The 20,708-nt window shown below is 35.4% G+C and carries 17 protein-coding genes; 9 read left to right on the top strand and 8 right to left on the bottom strand.

Going from position 1 to position 20,708, the window contains the following annotated elements; genetic code table 11:
- Positions 1–59 precede the first annotated feature (59 nt).
- Complete coding sequence (locus tag ACNQO6_RS12640; RefSeq protein ID WP_440209183.1) at positions 60–980, top strand: alpha/beta hydrolase; 921 nt, start codon at positions 60–62, stop codon at positions 978–980.
- 259 nt (positions 981–1,239) lie between these two features.
- On the opposite strand, the gene ACNQO6_RS12635 is transcribed toward ACNQO6_RS12640, so the two are convergent.
- Both ACNQO6_RS12635 and ACNQO6_RS12630 read right to left on the bottom strand, forming a co-directional pair.
- Positions 1,240–2,097 (bottom strand): phytanoyl-CoA dioxygenase family protein, encoded by an 858-nt coding sequence (locus ACNQO6_RS12635; RefSeq protein ID WP_440209182.1) that lies wholly within the window; start codon positions 2,095–2,097, stop codon positions 1,240–1,242.
- A gap of 601 nt (positions 2,098–2,698) precedes the next feature.
- Positions 2,699–3,340, bottom strand: coding sequence for a TetR/AcrR family transcriptional regulator (locus ACNQO6_RS12630; RefSeq protein WP_440209181.1), 642 nt, complete (start codon positions 3,338–3,340; stop codon positions 2,699–2,701).
- Positions 3,341–3,708: 368 nt separating this feature from the next.
- On the opposite strand from ACNQO6_RS12630, the gene ACNQO6_RS12625 reads away from it, so the two are divergent.
- Both ACNQO6_RS12625 and ACNQO6_RS12620 read left to right on the top strand, forming a co-directional pair.
- Positions 3,709–4,263 carry an NAD(P)-binding domain-containing protein gene (locus ACNQO6_RS12625; RefSeq protein ID WP_440209180.1) on the top strand — a complete coding sequence of 185 codons (555 nt, stop codon included), beginning with the start codon at positions 3,709–3,711 and terminating at the stop codon, positions 4,261–4,263.
- Between the two features lie 139 nt (positions 4,264–4,402).
- Positions 4,403–4,960, top strand: coding sequence for a hypothetical protein (locus ACNQO6_RS12620; RefSeq protein WP_440209179.1), 558 nt, complete (start codon positions 4,403–4,405; stop codon positions 4,958–4,960).
- Positions 4,961–5,020: 60 nt separating this feature from the next.
- Here ACNQO6_RS12620 and adeS read toward each other — a convergent pair whose 3' ends face one another.
- Both adeS and adeR read right to left on the bottom strand, forming a co-directional pair.
- Positions 5,021–6,091: a two-component sensor histidine kinase AdeS gene (gene adeS, locus ACNQO6_RS12615; RefSeq protein ID WP_440209178.1), complete on the bottom strand. Its 1,071-nt coding sequence runs from the start codon at positions 6,089–6,091 to the stop codon at positions 5,021–5,023.
- On the bottom strand, positions 6,081–6,815 hold the full coding sequence (adeR, locus tag ACNQO6_RS12610) for an efflux system response regulator transcription factor AdeR (RefSeq protein WP_440209177.1): 735 nt from the start codon (positions 6,813–6,815) through the stop codon (positions 6,081–6,083). Before adeR ends, adeS begins: the two co-directional genes overlap by 11 nt.
- 138 nt (positions 6,816–6,953) lie before the next feature.
- Here adeR and ACNQO6_RS12605 point away from each other — a divergent pair, with 138 nt between their 5' ends.
- From ACNQO6_RS12605 to ACNQO6_RS12590, 4 genes are all read left to right on the top strand, one after another.
- Positions 6,954–8,120, top strand: coding sequence for an efflux RND transporter periplasmic adaptor subunit (locus ACNQO6_RS12605; protein WP_440209176.1), 1,167 nt, complete (start codon positions 6,954–6,956; stop codon positions 8,118–8,120).
- A gap of 2 nt (positions 8,121–8,122) precedes the next feature.
- Entirely contained in the window at positions 8,123–11,233 is a 3,111-nt protein-coding gene (locus ACNQO6_RS12600) for an AdeB/AdeJ family multidrug efflux RND transporter permease subunit (protein WP_440209292.1), read from the top strand.
- Positions 11,234–11,309: 76 nt separating this feature from the next.
- Positions 11,310–12,710 carry an AdeC/AdeK/OprM family multidrug efflux complex outer membrane factor gene (gene adeC / locus ACNQO6_RS12595; RefSeq protein ID WP_440209175.1) on the top strand — a complete coding sequence of 467 codons (1,401 nt, stop codon included), beginning with the start codon at positions 11,310–11,312 and terminating at the stop codon, positions 12,708–12,710.
- Positions 12,711–12,863: 153 nt separating this feature from the next.
- Complete coding sequence (locus tag ACNQO6_RS12590; RefSeq protein WP_440209174.1) at positions 12,864–14,855, top strand: esterase/lipase family protein; 1,992 nt, start codon at positions 12,864–12,866, stop codon at positions 14,853–14,855.
- 82 nt (positions 14,856–14,937) lie between these two features.
- Here ACNQO6_RS12590 and ACNQO6_RS12585 read toward each other — a convergent pair whose 3' ends face one another.
- The 3 genes from ACNQO6_RS12585 to ACNQO6_RS12575 form a co-directional block, all read right to left on the bottom strand.
- On the bottom strand, positions 14,938–15,339 hold the full coding sequence (locus tag ACNQO6_RS12585) for a hypothetical protein (protein ID WP_440209173.1): 402 nt from the start codon (positions 15,337–15,339) through the stop codon (positions 14,938–14,940).
- A gap of 193 nt (positions 15,340–15,532) precedes the next feature.
- Positions 15,533–16,405: a phytanoyl-CoA dioxygenase family protein gene (locus tag ACNQO6_RS12580; protein WP_440209172.1), complete on the bottom strand. Its 873-nt coding sequence runs from the start codon at positions 16,403–16,405 to the stop codon at positions 15,533–15,535.
- A 344-nt stretch (positions 16,406–16,749) separates the two neighbouring features.
- On the bottom strand, positions 16,750–17,346 hold the full coding sequence (locus tag ACNQO6_RS12575) for a TetR/AcrR family transcriptional regulator (protein ID WP_440209171.1): 597 nt from the start codon (positions 17,344–17,346) through the stop codon (positions 16,750–16,752).
- 81 nt (positions 17,347–17,427) lie between these two features.
- Between ACNQO6_RS12575 and ACNQO6_RS12570 the strand changes: the two genes are divergently transcribed.
- Positions 17,428–18,180 carry a hypothetical protein gene (locus ACNQO6_RS12570; protein ID WP_440209170.1) on the top strand — a complete coding sequence of 251 codons (753 nt, stop codon included), beginning with the start codon at positions 17,428–17,430 and terminating at the stop codon, positions 18,178–18,180.
- An 87-nt stretch (positions 18,181–18,267) separates the two neighbouring features.
- A complete protein-coding gene (locus ACNQO6_RS12565; RefSeq protein ID WP_440209169.1) occupies positions 18,268–19,635 on the top strand; it encodes an FAD-dependent oxidoreductase in 1,368 nt (455 codons plus the stop codon).
- A gap of 150 nt (positions 19,636–19,785) precedes the next feature.
- On the opposite strand, the gene ACNQO6_RS12560 is transcribed toward ACNQO6_RS12565, so the two are convergent.
- Positions 19,786–20,679, bottom strand: a complete 894-nt coding sequence (locus ACNQO6_RS12560) for a recombination directionality factor (RefSeq protein WP_440209168.1) — start codon at positions 20,677–20,679, stop codon at positions 19,786–19,788.
- Between the last annotated feature and the right edge of the window lie 29 nt (positions 20,680–20,708).

Here is a 20,708-nt window from a genome sequence, read left to right as displayed (position 1 = left end):
AAATTTTAGCCTCTTATTTAATTCTAATAAGGGGCTAAATATTCATAAGGCAAAACATTATGGAAAATATCAAATTTACGAGTAAAGGAATTACCTGCTCAGCATGGTATATACCTGCTACAACAGATAAACACATGAATTCACGGGGTCGTCCTTGCATTGTTATGGCAAACGGTTTTGGGGGCACTAAAGATACCGGTTTATTAAGTTTTGCAGAACCATTAAATAAAGCTGGTTTTGATACATTCATCTTCGATTATCGTGGTTTTGGTGAATCTGGCGGGTATCCAAGACAAAATGTCTCTTATAAGTCCCAAAGAGAAGACTATCAAGCTGCTATTAGAATAGTTCGAAACTTACCTTACGTAGATCGTAGTCGAATTGCACTTTGGGGTACTTCATATTCTGGGGGTCATGTTATTACTATTGCAGCACAAGACGAAAAAATCTCAGTAGTAATTTCCATGAATCCTGCAACAGATGGTCTAGCAGCTCTATTTCAAGTCTTTCAATATGGCGGTTTCAAGCAACTAACTACCGCTATTTCGCATGGCTTAAAAGATCAATTTAGAGCAATTATGCTACGGAAACCTCATATTATTCCAATAGTCGGGCAGCCTGGAACAGCAGCAATGATTAGTACACCTGGAGCAGAAGAAAACTATAAATTAATGGCGGGTCCTACTTGGCGCAATGAAGTCTGCGCGCGCGCTGCCTTAGAAGTAGCACAAAATCGACCAATCACATATGCTCATCGTGTGAAATGCCCTATCCTCATACAAGTGGGTACGAATGATCAAATTGCCCCGCCTGATGCTGCACGTAAAACAGCCAAATTAATTAAGGGGCCTTCCGAATTACTTGAGTATCCTATTGATCATTTTGACTTTTACAATACACCATGGCAGGAAGAATTACTTAATGATCAAATTAAATTTCTAGAGAAATATTTGAGTTCACCCAAGAAAAAATTTAATTAAAATAAGTTTTATGCAATTTAAAAAATAAAATTTTGAATTGCATATTTTATTTTTATTAACACAGATAAATTCATCAGATTAACTAATACTAGCTACCCAATAGTATTTACTCTTCCAAAAAGAACTTAAAAAATTTAAAATTATGATCACAACAGAACCAAATATTTTTTTTATAAAAAAAGATGTTAGTAATAATAAATTAAAAAACCAAATAAAGCATATTGATTTATGCTCTATCTGGCTATTTTAAATATATATTTTAGTTTTTTTGAGCATTTAATAAATCAAGGGGATTCATCATTCTTCCCTCATGCTCTACAAAACCTACAAATGTACTACTCATATTCCAACCTAATAAACCTTTCAGCTCATCTGGAAATTTACTCATTGATTCAGGAGTCATTGAAAGATAGTGATTTTCTTCTTGTCTTAAGAAAGCTAAATCATAAGACATTGTTAAACCAATTCGAGGTTTGTCACTAACATTTTCTCCCCCTCCATGATATGTTGATCCAATCCAGATTAAAGCATCACCAGCTTTCATTTCTGCAGAAACAGTTTCCTCGATTTGAGGACCTCTTTGATCATCCCATAAATGACTCTTTGGAATTACTTTTGTAGCACCATTCTCTTCAGTGAAATCAGTAACTGCAAACATAATTTGTACTCGTGCTTCGCGTCCATATATTGGATGCTGCCACATCCATACTGCATCATCACGGTGAAGAGGTTGTGCTTTTTGGCCAGGCCAAATTTGAATAGCCTGAGTCATGCCAATTTGAATGTCTGGGATAAGCTCTACTCTGTTTTCACCACTCCAAAAATGTAAAGGTTTTTGAAGAATCGATTTTGCTGTTTCAAAGAATACTGGATTTAAAGCTAAAGCTGGCATTTGAGGTAAACGAGAGAATAAGCGACTCATTCTTCGAGTTTTAGTACCTGCAAAATATTCATCTTCTCCATCTGGAATGCTATCTAATTGTCTAGATAATTCTTGATTAATATCCTGTGTAAATTCTTTATCGAAAAAACTTTCAATGATAACCCCACCATCTCTCATGATGGTAGAGACTATTTCATCGATACCTGTATCTTTGCTAAGTTTCATTAATGACATACAACGTCCCTATCTATAACCAGTTAATAAATAGACATTTTTTCAAATGCTCAACATAAACGTTCTTTTAAAATGTAGTAGCGTATGTTCATCAGCACTGCAACATCAAAACACCCAATAAACTATATTCAGTATAGCTTTAATATGGTTTTAAACTCAAAAAACGCTTATTTAAACCAAATATACCAAAACAATTATGGTTTTAAAACTTTTTTTTACACAAGTCATCGTCTTTTTGATAGTCTTTGTAACTTGCGAGGATATTTAAAATTCGAGGCCGTTACATGCGCCAACAAAAAAACCATAAGCTATTGAATAGTTTAGATATAATTTTTTGTAAAAATGCGGACAAATTCTATTTGTATTGTCATAAAACAGATATAGATGTTATTGCATAACTTTTTTTAGAATTTTTTTATTGATAGAACTATTTAGATAAGTATGTTTTTTTATTGACAGTAAAAATTAGACTAACAAAAGAATGCATAGCTACAGTCAATAAGCCTAAACCCTATAGCAACTAAGTTAAGTTCTTCTAGGGTATGTTCTTAAAATAACAATATTTTCAGTAGTGCATCTTAAATTTGTAAAGGTTTAATGATTAAACCTTGAGATCTCTCTGTTCTAATTCTTCTGGGAAATAACACCGTAAGTATGCAATAAGAGCTTTTTGAGACTCTCTTACAACTTCATCAGGAACTACACCATATTGAAAAAAAGCATTTTTCCAGATTCCATCTAAAATATAAACTGCGATAATCATTTTTTCTGTATACCGAGACTTATTAAGACCTTCAAAATGCTTATCTAAAGTATCCATTATTGTGATGGCTAAATTAGCACATTGATTTGAATCAACTTCTTTAGTTTCAGCTGGAGAATTACTACTTAAAATAAGCTTAGAAACATAAGAATTTTCTTTGAGATGGTTTGCACCAATAAATATAAATTGACGAATTAATTCTTGCCATGACCCAATATCTGAACTAATTTTTGAGCGTATATTCTCTCTCCAAACCTCATGTACACGCTCTGTAAGAGCAACTAATATACTGTTTTTATTTGGAAAATGATAATAAATAGAAGGTAGAGCTATTCCTGTTAGCTCAGAAATTTCAGCCAAATTAATATCATTTATTTCCTTTTCCTTTAGCAAAGCTTCCATACAATCCAAAATTTGATTCGTTCTTTCAATTTGTCTTTGTTGAGGTGCTCTAGATCGCTGCTTGCGTATATTAGTCACGTATACTTTCCACCTACACTTATCTAAACCATCTTTAGTTTAACATATTGTTAATACAAATATTTTAAAGGTTAATTTTAGTTTTCGCTACATTAGCCTACACAATCATAACTATTCCTACTTTGAGTCTCAAACCCACTAAACTATATCAAATATAGATTATCTTACAATTATTAAATCTCAAAAAATATTAAGTATTTGTTGTATAAGAATAATTTAAAAAAATAATTTTTTGTTTTTTCCAAAAAACTATATTATAAATACACAACTACTTATGAAACTTCTAGTTACATGTGTTCGTGGGGTACTCTTTTCAAGATCAGATGCTCCATACAGAAAATTAACCACCTTAGTAGAAGGAACTATAGATGAAGCAAGACAAGAGAATAGGAATTATAGGTGTGGGTCGTATGGGAGAAGCTTTTATTAAGACTCTTTCTACGAGTTATTATATTAATATCTGGAATAGAACTCCGAAACTTTATGTTGGCCCAAATTTACATAAAGTTAATACCTTAAAAACTGTTCCAGAACTTTTGGAGTATTGTGAAATTGTTATAATTTTAGTTGATCAATTTAAGACAATATTAAAAATATTAGAAGATGTTAGTGATCTTAGTAATAAAAAAATTATCAACTGCACTACTTTATCTTGTAATGAGGCTCAATACCTTCAAAAATTAATCAAAAGTAAAAATGGAACTTCTTTTAACGCTGTAATTGATAATTTACCAAAACAAATTGGTACTAAACAGGCAAAACTGAGATGTTTAGGACACCCTGAAATGTGGAAAAGTGTCATTAATATTATTAACAAAATATCGCCCAATTATGACTATATAGATTCTTTACCAGATAAAATCAATATAGTCGATGATATGCAAACTAACACATATATCGATTCTAAAAAAAGCAAGATATAAAGTTTATGCTTTTTTAGATTAAGATTATAATATATCAACTTATACCAGCTACTACTCCACCCACATTTATCCAGGTTTTGAACAGTTAAAAATTTTAAACCCAGCTGATATTAATGTACAATTCTATTCAGGAAACTTAATGGAAATTATTTTAAAGCATTTTACAGAATTTTCTCTAAACTCATACCCTAAAATTTTTTATTTCTCGTTAAAAAACGATGGTTTTTTATTAATAAAAGACTTCTGGGATATTGAACAACTCAAATATTTCAAAAATAACAATATCTTTAAAAATCATAATGGCCCCACCTGCAACACAAATAAAATATTGTCAAATAAAACAATATTAAGCAAAAGACAATTAGATTTAATAAATACTATTGAGTCTTTATGTAATTCTTACATTCCCATTAATTATCACAAACGCCCTACTAAACTTTCAGAAAAATTCGCTACTCTTCTAGAACGATTTAGCTCAAAAGAAAAAAATGATGGCTTATTAGTATCTTCAATTCAATGTATTACAAGTTTTGATGATAATGAATCTTTAAATGTAGAAATATTATTAGGAAGTCATAAATGGAAAGATTTAGATTCTTTTCGAAGCAGCCAAGATTTATCTGTAACTGCTAAAATATCTTCATTAGATTTAGCTTTTATTTCAGTAAATTTATTACATCGCTTTGAGAGAAAATAATTTAAAAAACCACTACACAGCAATTTATAAAAGCATTATAAATTGCTGATCTAATCACATTTAAAACTGATTATTTATCTTTATAGTGAAAATACTTTTTTGTTCATTATTTTCATATTGAATTTCTCCTTCATGAGCTAAAACAATTGCATGTACTACAGCTAAGCCTAATCCAGTCCCTCCAAATTCCTTATTTCTTGATTCTTCGACACGAAAGAAAGGTTTAAACAGCTCAGATTGGTATTCGATTGGTATACCTGGACCTTCATCTTCAATTTTTAATATCCACTCTCTTTGATCCACGTAAGACTTAATTTTAAGTGTCCCAGCATTTGCATATCTCACTGCATTATCAATTAGAGCTATTAAAACCTGTTCCATTCGCCTCACATCACAGTTGACAATATCATTGGATATTTCTGTCTGAATATTCAGATTAGATGCTTTTAATTTCTCATTGAAAAATAATAATATTTTTTTAATACTATCTGTAAAATCTGTTGCTTCAATATTTAGTTTAAGTTGCTGATTCTCCATTAAACTTAGAGTCCTTAAATCTTCAACTAAATAAGACAAGCCTTCAACTTGGGCTAACAAGCTTTTCATCAAATTTGGTGTGGGCTCAAATACTTCATCTACTATTCCTTGTAGGCGTCCTTGGAGAATAGTTATAGGAGTTCTAAGTTCATGAGCAATAGCAGCATTCCATACATGCGCGTTATTAATTGATAGTTCTAGCTTTTGGGCCATATCATTAAAATTATTAATCAGCTCGGAAATCTCACTTGAACAATTATTGGGCTCTATAACTCGGGTACCCAAATCTCCTTGACTAATTTTTCTTGTTGCTATGGCAATCGATTCAATTGGAGTAACAAATCTACGGGCAAGATGCATTCCCAAAAAAATAGATAGAACAAAACCCATTGATAGAACCAAAAAATACCAAATCCAATCAATTACTTGAAGAGATGGCCAACTTGTAGACATCATCTCCCAAGTAACAATTTTTGTCTTGAGTGCTATGGTGTAAATTGAATATCCAAAAATTAAAGTTAAAACAGTAATACTAAAATTTAGAATACTTAATGTAATAATAAGCTGTTTGCTAATGCCATATTTATTTTTCATAAGGTTTGTCTAGGCGATAACCTACTCCTCGAATATTAAAAAGAATTTGCGTTAGACCTTGTTCTTCAAGTTTTTTTCTAAGCTTACTCACATGACTATCCAGAGTTCTTTCTAAAGCATTTCCATCTGGCATACACTGGTTCATTAATTCACTACGTGTAAAAACTTTGTGGGGATGCTCGACCATCAAAACCAAAATTTTATATTCAGTTAGTGTTAGATTCAGAATAGATGAACTACCATTAGAATCAACATATACACTATGAGTATCTTTTTGAATTTCAATATTTTTATAGCGTATATGCGTATTTTTAACTTGCTGAGTTTGTATTGTTCTTCTCAAAACAGCGAGTACCCGAGCGACAACTTCATTTGGATTAAAGGGTTTAACAACAAAATCATCTGCCCCCATCCTTAAGGCCATTACCTTATCAATGTCCTGATCAAGTGCAGTTAACATAATTACAGGTGGTTCATTACTCTTCTGACGCAGTTTTTTCAGTACATCCCAACCGTTTAATTCAGGTAGCTTGATATCAAGTAATAATAAATCAATCGTTTGTGACGCTAGAATTTCTAAAGCCTGTTTCCCATTCATCGCTCGTATAACACGCATCCCTTCACGCTTTAAATAGTGTTCAATGATGTCACCAATGTCATACTCATCCTCTACCACAAGAATAACCTTATCATTACAGTCAAAAGTAAATGAGCTATCAAACATAGTTTTAACCCGATAAATTTTATTTCTCATTGTAGCTAGTTTTTTTTACATCTCCACACTTTATCCATACTTTATCAACGATTAGTACACACATCTAAAAAATAATGTGATCATCTAGGACTATATAGGTTTGGTCACATGCATAAGCATCTATTACTTCCATTATTTTTATCCATTGGGCTCATCTTACAAGGCTGCGGTGGCTCAGAGGAAACAGCACAGGCAGAAGTGCCGCCTGCAAAAGTAAGCGTTTTAAATATACAGGCACAATCTGTTGATTTCAGTGAGAATCTCCCAGCTCGTGTGCAAGCCTTCCGCACGGCCGAAATACGCCCTCAAGTAGGTGGAATTATTGAAAAAGTATTATTTAAGCAAGGCAGTGAAGTTAGTTCAGGTCAAGCTTTATATAAAATCAATTCCGATATGTTTCAAGCAGATGTCGCTACCAACCAAGCTGCATTAAAAAAAGCAGAGTCAGAAGTTGAACGTTTAAAAATACAACTTGACCGTTTTCAGCAGCTCTTACCAACCAATGCTATCAGTAAGCAAGAATTTAGTAATGCTCAAGCTCAATATCATCAGGCGCTAGCAGATGTAGCACAAATGAAAGCTACCCTGACCCGCCAGAATATCAATCTACAATATGCAACTGTACGTTCTCCAATTTCTGGTCGTATTGGACAATCTTTTATCACTGAAGGGGCTCTTGTTGGTCAAGGGGATATGAAGCCTTTAGCTGTTGTCCAACAAATTGACAAAGTTTATGTTGATGTCAAACAATCAGTTACAGCCTATGAGAAACTTCAGGCAGCGCTTCAAACAGGAAAGCTATCTGCCAACCAAAATGAAGTTGTTCAAATCTTAAATAACCAAGGTCAACCTTATAACGTTACAGCAAAAATGTTGTTTGAGGATATTAATGTTGATCCTGAAACTGGCGACGTAACTATTCGTATCCAGGTTGATAATAAGAATAGAAAACTTCTACCCGGCATGTATGTACGTGTAAAGCTCAGTCGCTCATCTGTTCCCAATGCTTTACTTATCCCAGAACAAGCAATCCAATATGACGTAAGCGGTCATCCACAAGTTTATGTTGTAACCGCAAAAGGTTCTGCTGAATTACGTCAAATCGAATTAGGACAACAACATGAACAATTTTATATTGTAAATCACGGCTTAAATACAGGCGATAAAGTTGTTGTAGAAGGGATTGACCGTATTCAACCAAATATGAAATTAGAAGTTACTCCATGGAAAGCTCCATCTTCTCCCAATAAAGCACCTACAGCACAAGGAGCCTAATGATGATGTCACAATTCTTCATTCGCCGCCCTATTTTTGCGTGGGTGATTGCGATCTTTATTATTTTATTTGGGGTACTTAGTATTCCAAAATTACCAATTGCACGCTTTCCTAGTGTAGCTCCTCCACAAGTTGTAATCACGGCGGTATACCCAGGCGCAACTCCTAAAGCGATTAATGATAGTGTCGTAACTCTTATTGAAAGAGAAATGTCCGGTGTAAAAAACTTACTTTATTACAGCGCGACAACAGATACCTCTGGTGTAACTCAAATTACAGCAACCTTTAAGCCTGGTACAGATGTTGATATGGCACAGGTTGATGTACAAAATAAAATTAAAACTGTAGAAGCACGTTTACCTCAGATCGTCCGACAACAAGGCTTACTGGTTGAGGCATCTTCGTCAGGCTTCTTAATGCTTGTTAGTTTAAACTCACCCAATGGAAAATACTCTGAAGTTGATTTAAGTGATTACTTAGTAAGAAATGCCGTTGAAGAACTTAAACGTGTTGAAGGTGTAGGTAAAGTACAGTCTTTTGGTGCTGAAAAAGCAATGCGCATTTGGGTTGACCCAAATAAACTGGTTTCTTATGGACTTTCTATCAGTGATGTAAACAATGCCATACGTAATAATAATGTGGAGATTGCACCTGGCCGTCTAGGAGATGTGCCTGCAGAAAAAGGGCAATTAATCACCATACCACTATCGGCTCAAGGACAATTAAATAGTGTTGAACAATTTAATAACATTAGCCTTAAGAGTAAAATTAGCGGAAGCTCAATAAAATTATCAGACGTTGCCAAAGTTGAAATGGGTTCTCAAGCCTATAACTTTGCAATTCTACAGAATGGTAAACCAGCAACAGCAGCAGCAATCCAGCTAAGCCCTGGAGCAAATGCAGTTAAAACAGCTGAAGGAGTAAAGGCAAAAGTTGAGGAGTTAAAAGCTAACTTACCAGATGGCATGCAATTAGATATCCCATATGACACTGCTCCTTTCGTTAAAATTTCAATCGAAAAAGTAATTCATACATTACTTGAAGCCATGGTTTTGGTTTTCATTGTGATGTATTTATTTTTACACAATGTACGCTATACCCTTATTCCAGCGATTGTAGCTCCTATCGCATTATTGGGTACATTTACCATCATGTTACTTGCCGGATATTCGGTAAACGTACTCACCATGTTTGGTATGGTGCTCGCCATCGGGATTATTGTAGATGATGCAATTGTTGTTGTAGAAAACGTAGAACGAATTATGGCTACCGAGGGTCTATCTCCTAAAGAGGCAACCTCAAAAGCCATGAAAGAAATTACCAGTCCAATTATTGGTATTACATTAGTACTGTCAGCAGTTTTCTTACCAATGGCTTTTGCCAGCGGTTCAGTCGGTATTATCTATCGACAATTTACTGTGACCATGTCTGTTTCAATTTTATTCTCGGCACTTTTAGCACTGATTTTGACTCCAGCGCTATGTGCTACCATGTTAAAACCTATCGATGGGCATCATCAAAAGAAAGGTTTCTTTGCATGGTTTGACCGTAGTTTTGATAAAGTTACCAAAAAATATGAATTAATTTTACTTAAAGTCATTAAACATACTATCCCAATGATGGTGCTCTTTGTTGTAATTACTGTCATTACTTTTGCTGGGATGAAATATTGGCCAACAGCATTTATGCCTGAAGAAGATCAAGGTTGGTTCCTAACAACCTTCCAACTTCCGTCCGATGCAACACGAGAAAGAACCCAAAATATTGTTCAAACTTTTGAAGGACATTTGAATGAAAAATCAGATGTAAAAAGTAATATTTCTGTATTGGGCTGGGGCTTTGGTGGGTCTGGGCAAAACGTTGGTGTCGCATTTACAACCTTAAAAGACTTTAAAGAAAGAACAGAGTCGTCTTCTGCCCATGTTAACGCTCTTAATACAGCAATGGCGAAGAGTAATGAAGGCAGTGCAATGTCTATTCTTCCTCCACCTATTGATGAATTGGGAACTTATTCAGGTTTCAGTCTTCGCCTACAAGATAAAGCTAATTTAGGTATGCCTGCACTCATTAAAGCCAAAGAACAGCTTCTTGAAATGGCATCAAAAAATAAAAAGTTTTACATGGTTTGGTCTGAAGGATTACCAGATGGTAATAGCGTTAGCTTAAAAATCGACCGAGATAAATTGAATGCTCTCGGTGTGAATTTTGCAGATGTATCTGACATTATTTCCACCTCCATGGGATCAATGTACATCAATGACTTCCCTAATCAAGGCCGTATGCAACAAGTCATTGTTCAAGTCGATGCTAAATCTCGTATGCAACTTGAAGATATTCTTAATCTTAAAGTTACAGGATCAAGCGGCCAGTTAGTTTCTTTATCTGAGGTAGTAACGCCACAATGGAGTAAAGCACCACAGCAATATAACCGTTACAACGGACGACCATCATTAAGTATTGCTGGTATTCCAAACTTCGACACATCCTCTGGTGATGCAATGCGAGAAATGGAAAATCTGATTGCTAAATTACCTAAAGGTATTGGTTATGAATGGACTGGTATCTCATTACAGGAAAAACAATCTGAATCACAAATGGCTTTTCTTCTCGGATTGTCAATGTTAGTTATTTTCTTGGTATTGGCAGCACTTTATGAAAGTTGGTCTATTCCCCTTTCTGTAATGTTAGTTGTACCACTAGGTATCTTTGGCGCAATTGTTGCCATCATGTCTAGAGGCATGATGAATGATGTCTTCTTTAAAATCGGTCTGATTACTATTATTGGTCTTTCTGCCAAGAATGCGATTTTGATTGTTGAATTTGCCAAGATGCTCAAAGAAGAAGGAATGAGCTTAATTGAAGCAACCGTTGCAGCTGCTAAGCTCCGTCTACGTCCAATTCTAATGACTTCACTCGCTTTCACGTGTGGTGTAATTCCATTAGTTATTGCATCAGGCGCTAGTTCAGAAACACAACATGCCTTAGGTACAGGTGTATTTGGCGGTATGATTTCGGCAACTATTCTTGCGATCTTCTTCGTCCCAGTATTCTTTATTTTCATCTTGGGTGCAGTCGAAAAACTGTTTTCTTCGAAACAAAAAACGACAACTTAAACGAAAAACACAGAGGAAATAAAAATATTTCCTCTGTTGTTCTCATGTCTAAACTTTTTATTATTTGGAGAACACTATGCCTAAATCGACCATAATCACTCGTGCAATCCTGATTTCTACTCTTTCGATTTCATTGACAGCTTGTATGAATCTGCAAGAGCCAAAACCTTTCATTAAATCAGATATTCCTCAAAACTTTACCCAAACAGTAACAGGTAACTCGATTGCAGATCAGGGTTATAAAGAATTCTTTTCAGATCCTCGTTTGCTACAAGTGATAGAGATAAGCTTGAATAACAATCGTGATTTGCGTACGGCAACATTAAATATCCAACGTGCACAGCAGCAATATCAGATTACTAAAAATGATCAATTACCGATGATTGGCGCAACTGGTAGTGCTCTGCGTGAGGTCAACCCATCAATCAATCCCAATAACCCCTATTCTACTTTCCAAGTAGGTTTAGGAGTAACAGCATACGAGTTAGATTTCTGGGGACGTGTTAAGAGTTTAAAAGACGTCGCATTAAATAATTATTTTGCAACTCAAAGTGCAAGAGAAGCAACCCAAATTAGTTTGGTGAGTCAAGTTAGCCAAGCCTGGTTAAACTATGCATTTGCAAAGGCAAATTTAAGTCTTGCTGAGCGTACATTAAAAGCCCAGCTTGATTCGTTTAATTTGAATAAAAAGCGTTTTGATGTGGGGATTGATAGTGAAATACCTTTCCGCCAAGCACAGATCTCCGTTGAAACAGCTAGAAATGACGTTGCAGCCTATAAGACACAAGTATCACAAGCACAAAATTTACTGAATTTGTTAGCTGGACAAACTATTCCGCAAAATTTACTCCCTAATAATGCTGTTAAAAACATTACTTCCGAGACCAATTTTACAACTGGCCTACCAAGTGATTTATTAAATAACCGTCCAGATCTTAAAGCTGCCGAATATCAACTCAATGCAGCAGGAGCAAATATTGGAGCGGCTAAAGCAAGAATGTTCCCTACTATTAGCCTAACAGGCTCTGCCGGATATGCATCTACAGAGCTTAAAGACTTATTCAAATCAGGTGGATTCTCTTGGTCAATCGGGCCTAGTATTGATCTTCCAATTTTTGATTGGGGCACAAGAAAGGCCAATATCAAAATCTCTGAAACAGATCAAACCATTGCTGTCGCTGACTATGAAAAAGCCATTCAATCAGCCTTTAGAGAAGTTAATGATGCTCTTGCCGCTCATGCACATATTGATGAACGTTTAAATGCTCAACAACGCCTAGTCTCTGCAACAGATACAACCTATAAATTATCTACAGCTCGTTTTAGAGCGGGAATTGATAGTTATTTGACCGTTCTAGATGCTCAACGCTCTGCTTATGCTGCTCAACAGGGACTACTTATGCTCGAACAGACAAAGCTGAATAATCAAATAGAACTCTACAAGGCACTAGGTGGGGGATTAAATAAAAGAAAGTAGATTGGCTTCTTTTAAATTGAATCTAAACGCTAAGCATATACGGCTTTAGCGTTTGAATTCAGAAGTCTCGCTCACCCAAACTTAAGAAATTATTTTCAATTAGCTTTTTGCTTTTATTGAAATTAAGCCAATTCTTACTTAAGAGAATAATCTATGAAAAAGCCTTTATTTAAACTGAATCAAAGTCTATCTTTGATTTTTCTATTCAGCACAGTCTTTGTAAGTGGTTGCCAAGTTGTAAGTTTAAAAAAGCAAACGCTGAATACTACTATTTCCAACGAACGTAACAGTATTCTTACCCAGAAAAAACTAAGTGCTGCAAGCCTCAATACGCTTTATATATATGGGATGGAAGTAAAAACTTGTGTGGAATCTCCATCAGAATGTATTACAAGTTTACAGAAATTCCCGCAACTTCAAGATGAGCAACTGTTATCGACTGCAAGTGAGCTATACCTATCAAAAGCACTAGCTCTTTCAAAAAGTTATGACTGCAAAGCAAAAAAAAATATAATAAATGATGAAGAACAAAAAATTAAAGACTGTTTAGATTTAGAGCTTGAGGCATTAGATAAAAGTATTCGTTATAGTTATGCATACTTATTTACAACCAATAGACAACCGCAAGATCGTATTTTTGATAACCGCCAAGTTCAGATCAGAGACTTTTATAATCAGGCTTTAAATCAATTAGTTAATGTATATAGTATTAGATATCCATCACAAACTATTCCTCCAACAATTCATATTGGTAAAAGTATATACACCATTGATGCAGACTCTTATCCACGACTAAAAGACAGAGATTTAGAAAAATTTACTTCTAGTTATAACATGAACTTTTCTGGTTTAAGGACCATTAATCGCCGAGATGGCTTTGGATCAGATTTCGTTGCAGTATTATCCCCTACCAAGCATCATAATAAAAATGAATCCAAATATATACTCGACCCGCTAAATCATAATTACCCAGACGGCATAAATCCTAATATTCATAAAGCTCGCTACCTAGCATCCACGCTTATCGCCCAACCTAAAAAAGAAAATGCAAATATTAAAGACATATTACATGATCCAAATTTTGAAATAAAAATATATGATCCCTATAACACCGAAAATATTAGCTTAGCTGGAAAAAAATACTCTCTGGCAGCAAATTTCTCTGCTCCATTTGGTTTATGGTTAGCTGAAAATAATTTAGGAGCTTCAGCCTACTTAACCCTAATAAATCATGATCAATCCTTAATCATGCCACACTTATATATGCTTGAACCTTATAACCCTGATAAAAAAATCATTGTATTGATACATGGTCTCGCAAGTAGTCCAGAAGCATGGGTTGCTGTAACAAATGACATTATGGGAGATTCTTCACTACGTGATCACTATCAAGTATGGCAAATATTCTATTCAACAAATATGCCTATTTTAGAGAGCCGTTTCCAAGTTTACGCACTTTTAAAACAGGCTTTTAACTCACTCGACAATACAGATACGGCTGCTCAAAACGCTGTTCTTATTGGCCATAGCATGGGTGGAATCATAAGTCGCCTATTAGTGAGTGATGCAGACATTTCAAAAGAAGCATTACCAATGATGAGTAGTTATCAGCAAGCACGTATGAGAAAGCATCCTGTGATTGGTGAAAGACTGAAAATGGAACCTATTAATAACTTTGACCGTGTAATTTTTCTTGCTGCTCCACACCGAGGTACAAACTATGCTGATCGTTGGTTTACCTTAACTGCACGCAAAATTATTCGATTGCCTACAGCATTTTTAACCACCCTAGCTGACAAACTCACCAGTGAAGATGCTGATCTTAAAGATTTCATTACTACACTTAATAATAATGCTCTACAGAATGGGCCAAGTGATCTTAGTAAAAAGTCTGAATTTATGAAGCTTACAGCAGATATAACTCCTAAACAGGGCTTAATTTTTCATTCCATCATGGGAAATATCACCAAAAGTGATAATCCTGATGTCATGACTGACGGTATCGTTCCATTTAAAAGTGCTCATTTAGATGGGGCTAAATCTGAAAAAATAGTTAAAGGAGGACATTCTATTCAGTTAAAACCTGAAACTATTTTAGAGCTTCGGAACATCTTACATCAGCATTTACAAGATCATGGTTTGTAAAAAACTTGAAAATAGATACATAAAATTATAAAAATCAATTTATAAGCTAAAGATAGATCTCTTTAGCTTATTTACCCCTCAGCTACTGATTTTCTCTAATTCTTCTTCGGATTTCCTCTCGCCATTTCATCGCATTTTCTTGTTGTTTATTTAATAAGACCCCAAGCATAAATGCGGTAACTGCGGCTCCAATTAAAGCGATTCCACTTTCGTAAATAATATCTATAACAAATTCTAAAACGCCTTCTGGTAGAGAATCTAAGATTCCGGAAAATTTAAGAAACTTAGCTAGAGCAACTACAATTACACCTAAAAATGCACCTGCCCATAAGAAAATTTTATGGATATTTAGAGGAGCCGTAACTTGGTCAATTTGGTCAGGATATTTCCTATAGTACTCGACTTCATCCTGGGTAACTTCGGAGGAAGATTTAAACAATAATTTAATAAAAATTGTATTCTTATCAAGGTCTGATTTTTTCATATATAGTATTGTAAAGCCTTAATCTTTAATCATATTTAAAATAACCAATTTAGCTAAATATATTTAGTATATATTTTTTCTAAAATAAACCTCTCTCTTTTCATTCTTAGCATATAAAATGGGTAGCCTACTTCTTTATAAGTCATACTCCACCCTAATTTATTTTTTAATCTGAATAAAGCTTTAATATTTTTTAATTTAAACCTAAATAGTCTTCTAATTTTTCAAAATTATGTTGCCAAAGTCCACTACCACTTGATGGAAATACTGATCTAAATCCTATCATTTTTTGAACTCGTGCTGGTAATGTTTTAACAATTTCTATATCAATTGAAAATGCATATGTTTCTTCTGGAGTAAAGTAAGCAGGAGTCAGTGGTATTGCTATTCCTCTACGATATTCAGAATTTGTTTTATTTTCTCCTCCCGAATGAACAACTTTTCCATCCCAAATCAGCATATCACCAGCTTTCATTAAGGCAGGAATAGTATCTTCATGTCTGAAACGTTCATCTTCTGACATTTCAAAATTATCCCATTTATGACTCCCAGGAATTATACGAGTAGCTCCATTCTCTTCAGTAAAGTCAGTTAAAGCAATCATACAATTAGCAGCTACACATGGACCGCTTTTACCCATTTTAATAAAAGCTGGAAAATTCTCCAAGTCTCTATGTAACTTTTGAGCTAAATTACCCGGACCAATTTGAATTAGTTGTGTTGCCATTAACCACCAATCACCACTCTCTTTTCTAAAGAAATATTCTCCAAGGCTATGTATCAAATCATCATTTAATACTTGTTCTCTAAAAGTTTTACTATGTGTAACCAAGTTATTAACTCGAGTGGTTTGATATCCATGAAATTGTTGTATTTGCTCGTATCCCTTGCCTTTTTTTGAACCTGGGCCAGTATCAATGACTGGTTGATCAAAATCTAAATTCATTTGTTTGACTTGATCAGGACTTGAAAAACCTTCAACAACAATAGCTCCATCTTCTTCTAAAATTTTAAAAATTGTTTGTAAATCAATATTTTTATTTACTCGTTTTAATTGCATAGACATCTAACTCTCCTTAGTCATTTCAATCTTGCCGAGTTAAACTATATTTTATATAGCTTAACATTTCAACAAAAACCTAAACTACAGTTAAAATCAGAAAAATATCCATACTAGATATAGTTTTTATAAATTTTAGAAAATTAATGATAAAATTAAAAATAAATAATTGATTTATAATATTATTATTAAAATTTATGATTATTCAAACTTCAATTCTATTTCTTAACATAAAAACAAGTCACTGTAATATATATAAATATTAATTAAGATAACACTATTTAAAAAAAGTATTTACTATTAAGGTAAAACGTGTCCTTTTCAATAGAAGTGAATAAAATTAAATAGTTTTATTGTAATGCATTCAAAATTTGTAATGCTGTTCGTTCCATTTGCTTTTGTCTCTGCTGATCAGTAACGCCTTGTATACTAAACCCCCAATAAGCTTCAAATAAGCAAACCAGAACGAAGGCTGTAGAACTAATAATTTCTTGATCCGCCTTTGGATACTCTTGTGCTAATTGATTTTCTAAATCTGGAAGCCAATGCTTTGTCCAAAGATCATGGAGCATCTGCTGTATAAAAGGATTTCTTCCACTTTGAGCGACTAACTCAAACCAAACAATTAAATCTTCATGACTACGATAAATCTCAGGAGTGAATACCATGACAATTCGTTCGCTCAGGGGCTTTCCACTAAAACGATGAATAATTTCCGTGCCCATTTCTCCAATGTAGTGCTCGATAAAAGCATTCACCAACTCTACACGGGAAGAAAAATAATGATGTACTAAAGTACGTTGCATATCTGAAGCTTTTGCAACTTTCGCAAAAGTAATCCCTTCCAACCCCTCCCGTGCAACAACCGAAACAGCAGCTTGAAGAATTTCGTAAGACCTTTCATGAGCCTTGCTCGGCCTACCTACCCTATTTTCCATGCTAGACACAATTTAAAAACCTGTTTACTAATTAAACGTATTATATTATTTTACTATCATGACAGTCAATTAATTAAAGGAAGTCATATTATGAAAGTTTTAGGAGTTGGTGTAGGGAGCGAAATGGAAGCTGCCACAACAAAAATATTAACTAATAGTGAAATGGTACAGGTAGCTATTATGGAAATTGTAGATATCTGTGGGCTTATCGCCTGTATTGTGCTTGCACTTTCAGGATGGATCTATGGCGCTAAATTTATTAAGAAAAATAATTATCTCCTCGGAATAGAATGGTGGATTGTTGCTATTTCTGCATCTAACCTTGTTTCCTACATGCTAACTGGCTGGAATATTAATTATTCAATTACGATGTTTCTTGATTCATTCTCTCGTAGTTTCGGTATGCCAATTATCACCACACTTGGTTTAATGGCTCTTACCCATAATTACAAGCCATCAGCACTCAAGGAGGTTACTCTATTTGCAGCTGCATTTGCTGGCACTTCCGTGATCTTTTTCGGTGATTTCTTTAACGATATACGCCCTTATTTTTATGTCGTGATGTGGACAATTTTTGCAATCTATCTTACTTATTTTGTCTTCCGATTAGTACGTGTTGGAGAAAATATGCATGCGTTTGCCACAGCGATTACAGCAGTAATGAGCCTAGCAGTAGCAATCGTATATGACTTCTTTCCTATCCCAGGTGACCATAATCATATGATTTTTATGACTTGGGCCTTGACTACCTGGTCTTATGCTGGAATCCAATTATATTACGCTTATGATGCATTGGCCCGTGCCCAAAGCCCATCTAGACAATCCTACATTTTAGCTGGTTAGACATCACACGTATATTTCAACTGTTTCAAATAATTTTTTATAATTAATACAGTACTTCTAAAGCGAAGTCCTAAAAAGGAATCGGAAATGAGCTCTATAGATAAAGAGTCGTCTAACTATAATCCAAGCTCTTTACCATTTCGCCTTCTCGGCGGATGGATAGAACAGCCTAATAATCTACAGCCAGAACTGGAAAGTTCTGTTAATGCAGATGTGATTGTAGTTGGAGCAGGTTTTGCAGGCTTATCAACAGCCCTCGAGCTGACTGCACGTGGTGCAAAAGTTATAGTACTTGAGCAGGAATTCGGTGGTTTTGGTGCTAGTGGGCGTAATGCAGGCTATCTGCTTGGAAGTATGGGAATTGAGTTTGAGATGTTCGTAAAGCGTGTCGGTATAGAGCATGCTAGGAAGTTTATCCGCTTCTACGATGAAGCGGTTGAATATGTAGAGAGACGACTGGTTGAATTAGATATCAATTGTGACTACACTCCTTCCGGTATCATTCGTGCTGCCGTGGTTCCTTCGCAAGAGAAGTGGTTGCGTCGGAGTATGGAAATTGGTCAAGAATTAGGCTCAACTACTCGTTTTGTAGATCAAAATGAAATGCGCGCCCGAGGAATTCCAAACGCCTTCCTCTTCGGTAGCGAGCAACGTGGAGGCACATTAAATCCTGGAAAATACATAAGTGGTTTACGTCAAGCAGCACTTAAAGCGGGTGTAAAATTATACGAAAAAACCCCCTTACTTTCCTACAGTGAAGGTCCAATCATTACCTGTAAAACACCTCGTGGAAGTGCCAGCGCACCAATCATGGTTTTGGCTACTAATGCTTTTACGCCACAGTTAGGGCTCTTACGTGATAAAGTTGCACCCATAAGAGTATCAGCAATTGAAACTCAACCGTTATCCGCGAAGCAATTATCATCACTTGGATGGAAAGGAAGAGAGGGCATCATAACACCGCATTTCATCATGGAAAGTCATCGTCTAACCGCACACAATACGATGGTATTAACTGTTAAGAAATTGAATTATGTCTATGGTTCAAAGACCCCTAATGTACCGGACAATGATGCTTACACGGCTTTAGTACGTACTCTTCGTGAACGTCATCCAACCCTAAAAGATCTCAATATTAAACACTGCTGGAGTGGATATGTTAGCGTAGCGTATGATGCCCTTCCTGTAGTAGGTACAAGTAATCTACATGAAAACATCTTCCACATAGCAGGTTGTTCAGGTCATGGACTTGCTACTCACTCGTATGTCGGGCAACTACTTGCTGAGAGAATTATGGGCACTGAAAGTGAATTATTCAAAGCTTTCCAGCATAAGACTCCATCCACACTGCCTGAACCCTTCCAATGGTGTGCTTTAAAATCTGCTTTCATGGCAGCTTCTTTGCTTGATAGACGTACAGATCGTAAGGCGCATTCAACAAATATGTTGAGATAAATGTTAAAAGATAAAATACCTTAATAAGAACACTCCGTTCTTGGTCAAGATGTCTTTTCAATCTATAAGTTGCTAGATCAAAACTAACTATTAAATAAAAAAATCAAATGAATAGAATCCCCCTTGTACACTAAGTACAAGGGGGATTCTTTAAATCAAAGCCTGAACCGACTGTTGTAATCCTTTCTGAATGCTCTGAGCATGGGACAGATCATGAGTTTGCTGCTGATCTAACTTCGATTCATCTGTATAAAACTCTTCAACGATTTCTAGCCCCTCTTCACCTCCCACTTCAAAACTTGCGTTGCCATAACCTTGCCGAGCAACATGATCCAAGGCCTCCTGATAAAATCCTGCCGCTTTACTCGTATCATTAATTTGCTTGGCTGAAATAATGGCTTCTTTGAGATTAGTACCATCCTGTAAGGTCAGATCCACGTAGTAGATTGGCGTGCGGTAACTTTGAGTGGTGCTCTTACCTCTTAAAGTGAGTTGCAATGGCAGGCATGAAAGTAGGTCACCTGAAGCGGCATGATAGTAGCGAAGCCTTGCTGCCAAAGTACGGATGCTGTTAAAGCCAGTAGTTCTAAAGATGAATGTACCCAACTCATCCGACTCATCTAAGTTGACGTACAGTCTGCCGTAAGGCTTACACTGTCCACCTTGGGCCAAAGGACATAAATCAGGTGATGGACATGAGTCTTGTTCAACTCCGTTCTGTCCAAGTCGCTGACAGGTATCTCCATTTCCTGTGCAGATCGGTCGACCAGTTTGTCGGTCAAATAAGGTGTACTCAGCTCGTAGATTCAGTTCAGGATCATTAAAGATCATCCTTACCGGAATAGTTCTAAGTTTCTGGTTTTGTGCCTTGGCACGTAATTGTTCATCGAGTGGATGCTTCACCCAACCATCCTTATTCTGGATTTGGCTGGTAATGGTAAATTGATCATCCTTTTCAGGCATACGCTTGCCATTTTTCTCAACGATCTTGCCAATACTGATACGTCCTAATACGGGTGGTGTGATTGCTAAACCTTTAATCATGTTGTTTTCCTCTGCAGTAATTTTTAACG

This window comes from Acinetobacter calcoaceticus (assembly GCF_051947995.1).
GTDB lineage: Bacteria > Pseudomonadota > Gammaproteobacteria > Pseudomonadales > Moraxellaceae > Acinetobacter.
Note: the sequence above shows the minus strand (reverse complement) of the source record. Positions and strands in the feature narration are given on the sequence as shown.

Excerpts from the sequence above, each read along its gene's own strand:
- ACNQO6_RS12640 (WP_440209183.1), top strand. The coding sequence starts at position 60 with ATGGAAAATATCAAATTTACGAGTAAAGGAATTACCTGCTCAGCATGG.
- ACNQO6_RS12635 (WP_440209182.1), bottom strand. The coding sequence starts at position 2,097 with ATGTCATTAATGAAACTTAGCAAAGATACAGGTATCGATGAAATAGTC.
- ACNQO6_RS12625 (WP_440209180.1), top strand. The coding sequence starts at position 3,709 with ATGAAGCAAGACAAGAGAATAGGAATTATAGGTGTGGGTCGTATGGGA.
- ACNQO6_RS12620 (WP_440209179.1), top strand. The coding sequence starts at position 4,403 with ATGGAAATTATTTTAAAGCATTTTACAGAATTTTCTCTAAACTCATAC.
- adeS (WP_440209178.1), bottom strand. The coding sequence starts at position 6,091 with ATGAAAAATAAATATGGCATTAGCAAACAGCTTATTATTACATTAAGT.
- adeR (WP_440209177.1), bottom strand. The coding sequence starts at position 6,815 with ATGTTTGATAGCTCATTTACTTTTGACTGTAATGATAAGGTTATTCTT.
- ACNQO6_RS12605 (WP_440209176.1), top strand. The coding sequence starts at position 6,954 with ATGCATAAGCATCTATTACTTCCATTATTTTTATCCATTGGGCTCATC.
- ACNQO6_RS12600 (WP_440209292.1), top strand. The coding sequence starts at position 8,123 with ATGATGTCACAATTCTTCATTCGCCGCCCTATTTTTGCGTGGGTGATT.
- adeC (WP_440209175.1), top strand. The coding sequence starts at position 11,310 with ATGCCTAAATCGACCATAATCACTCGTGCAATCCTGATTTCTACTCTT.
- ACNQO6_RS12590 (WP_440209174.1), top strand. The coding sequence starts at position 12,864 with ATGAAAAAGCCTTTATTTAAACTGAATCAAAGTCTATCTTTGATTTTT.
- ACNQO6_RS12585 (WP_440209173.1), bottom strand. The coding sequence starts at position 15,339 with ATGAAAAAATCAGACCTTGATAAGAATACAATTTTTATTAAATTATTG.
- ACNQO6_RS12580 (WP_440209172.1), bottom strand. The coding sequence starts at position 16,405 with ATGTCTATGCAATTAAAACGAGTAAATAAAAATATTGATTTACAAACA.
- ACNQO6_RS12570 (WP_440209170.1), top strand. The coding sequence starts at position 17,428 with ATGAAAGTTTTAGGAGTTGGTGTAGGGAGCGAAATGGAAGCTGCCACA.
- ACNQO6_RS12565 (WP_440209169.1), top strand. The coding sequence starts at position 18,268 with ATGAGCTCTATAGATAAAGAGTCGTCTAACTATAATCCAAGCTCTTTA.
- ACNQO6_RS12560 (WP_440209168.1), bottom strand. The coding sequence starts at position 20,679 with ATGATTAAAGGTTTAGCAATCACACCACCCGTATTAGGACGTATCAGT.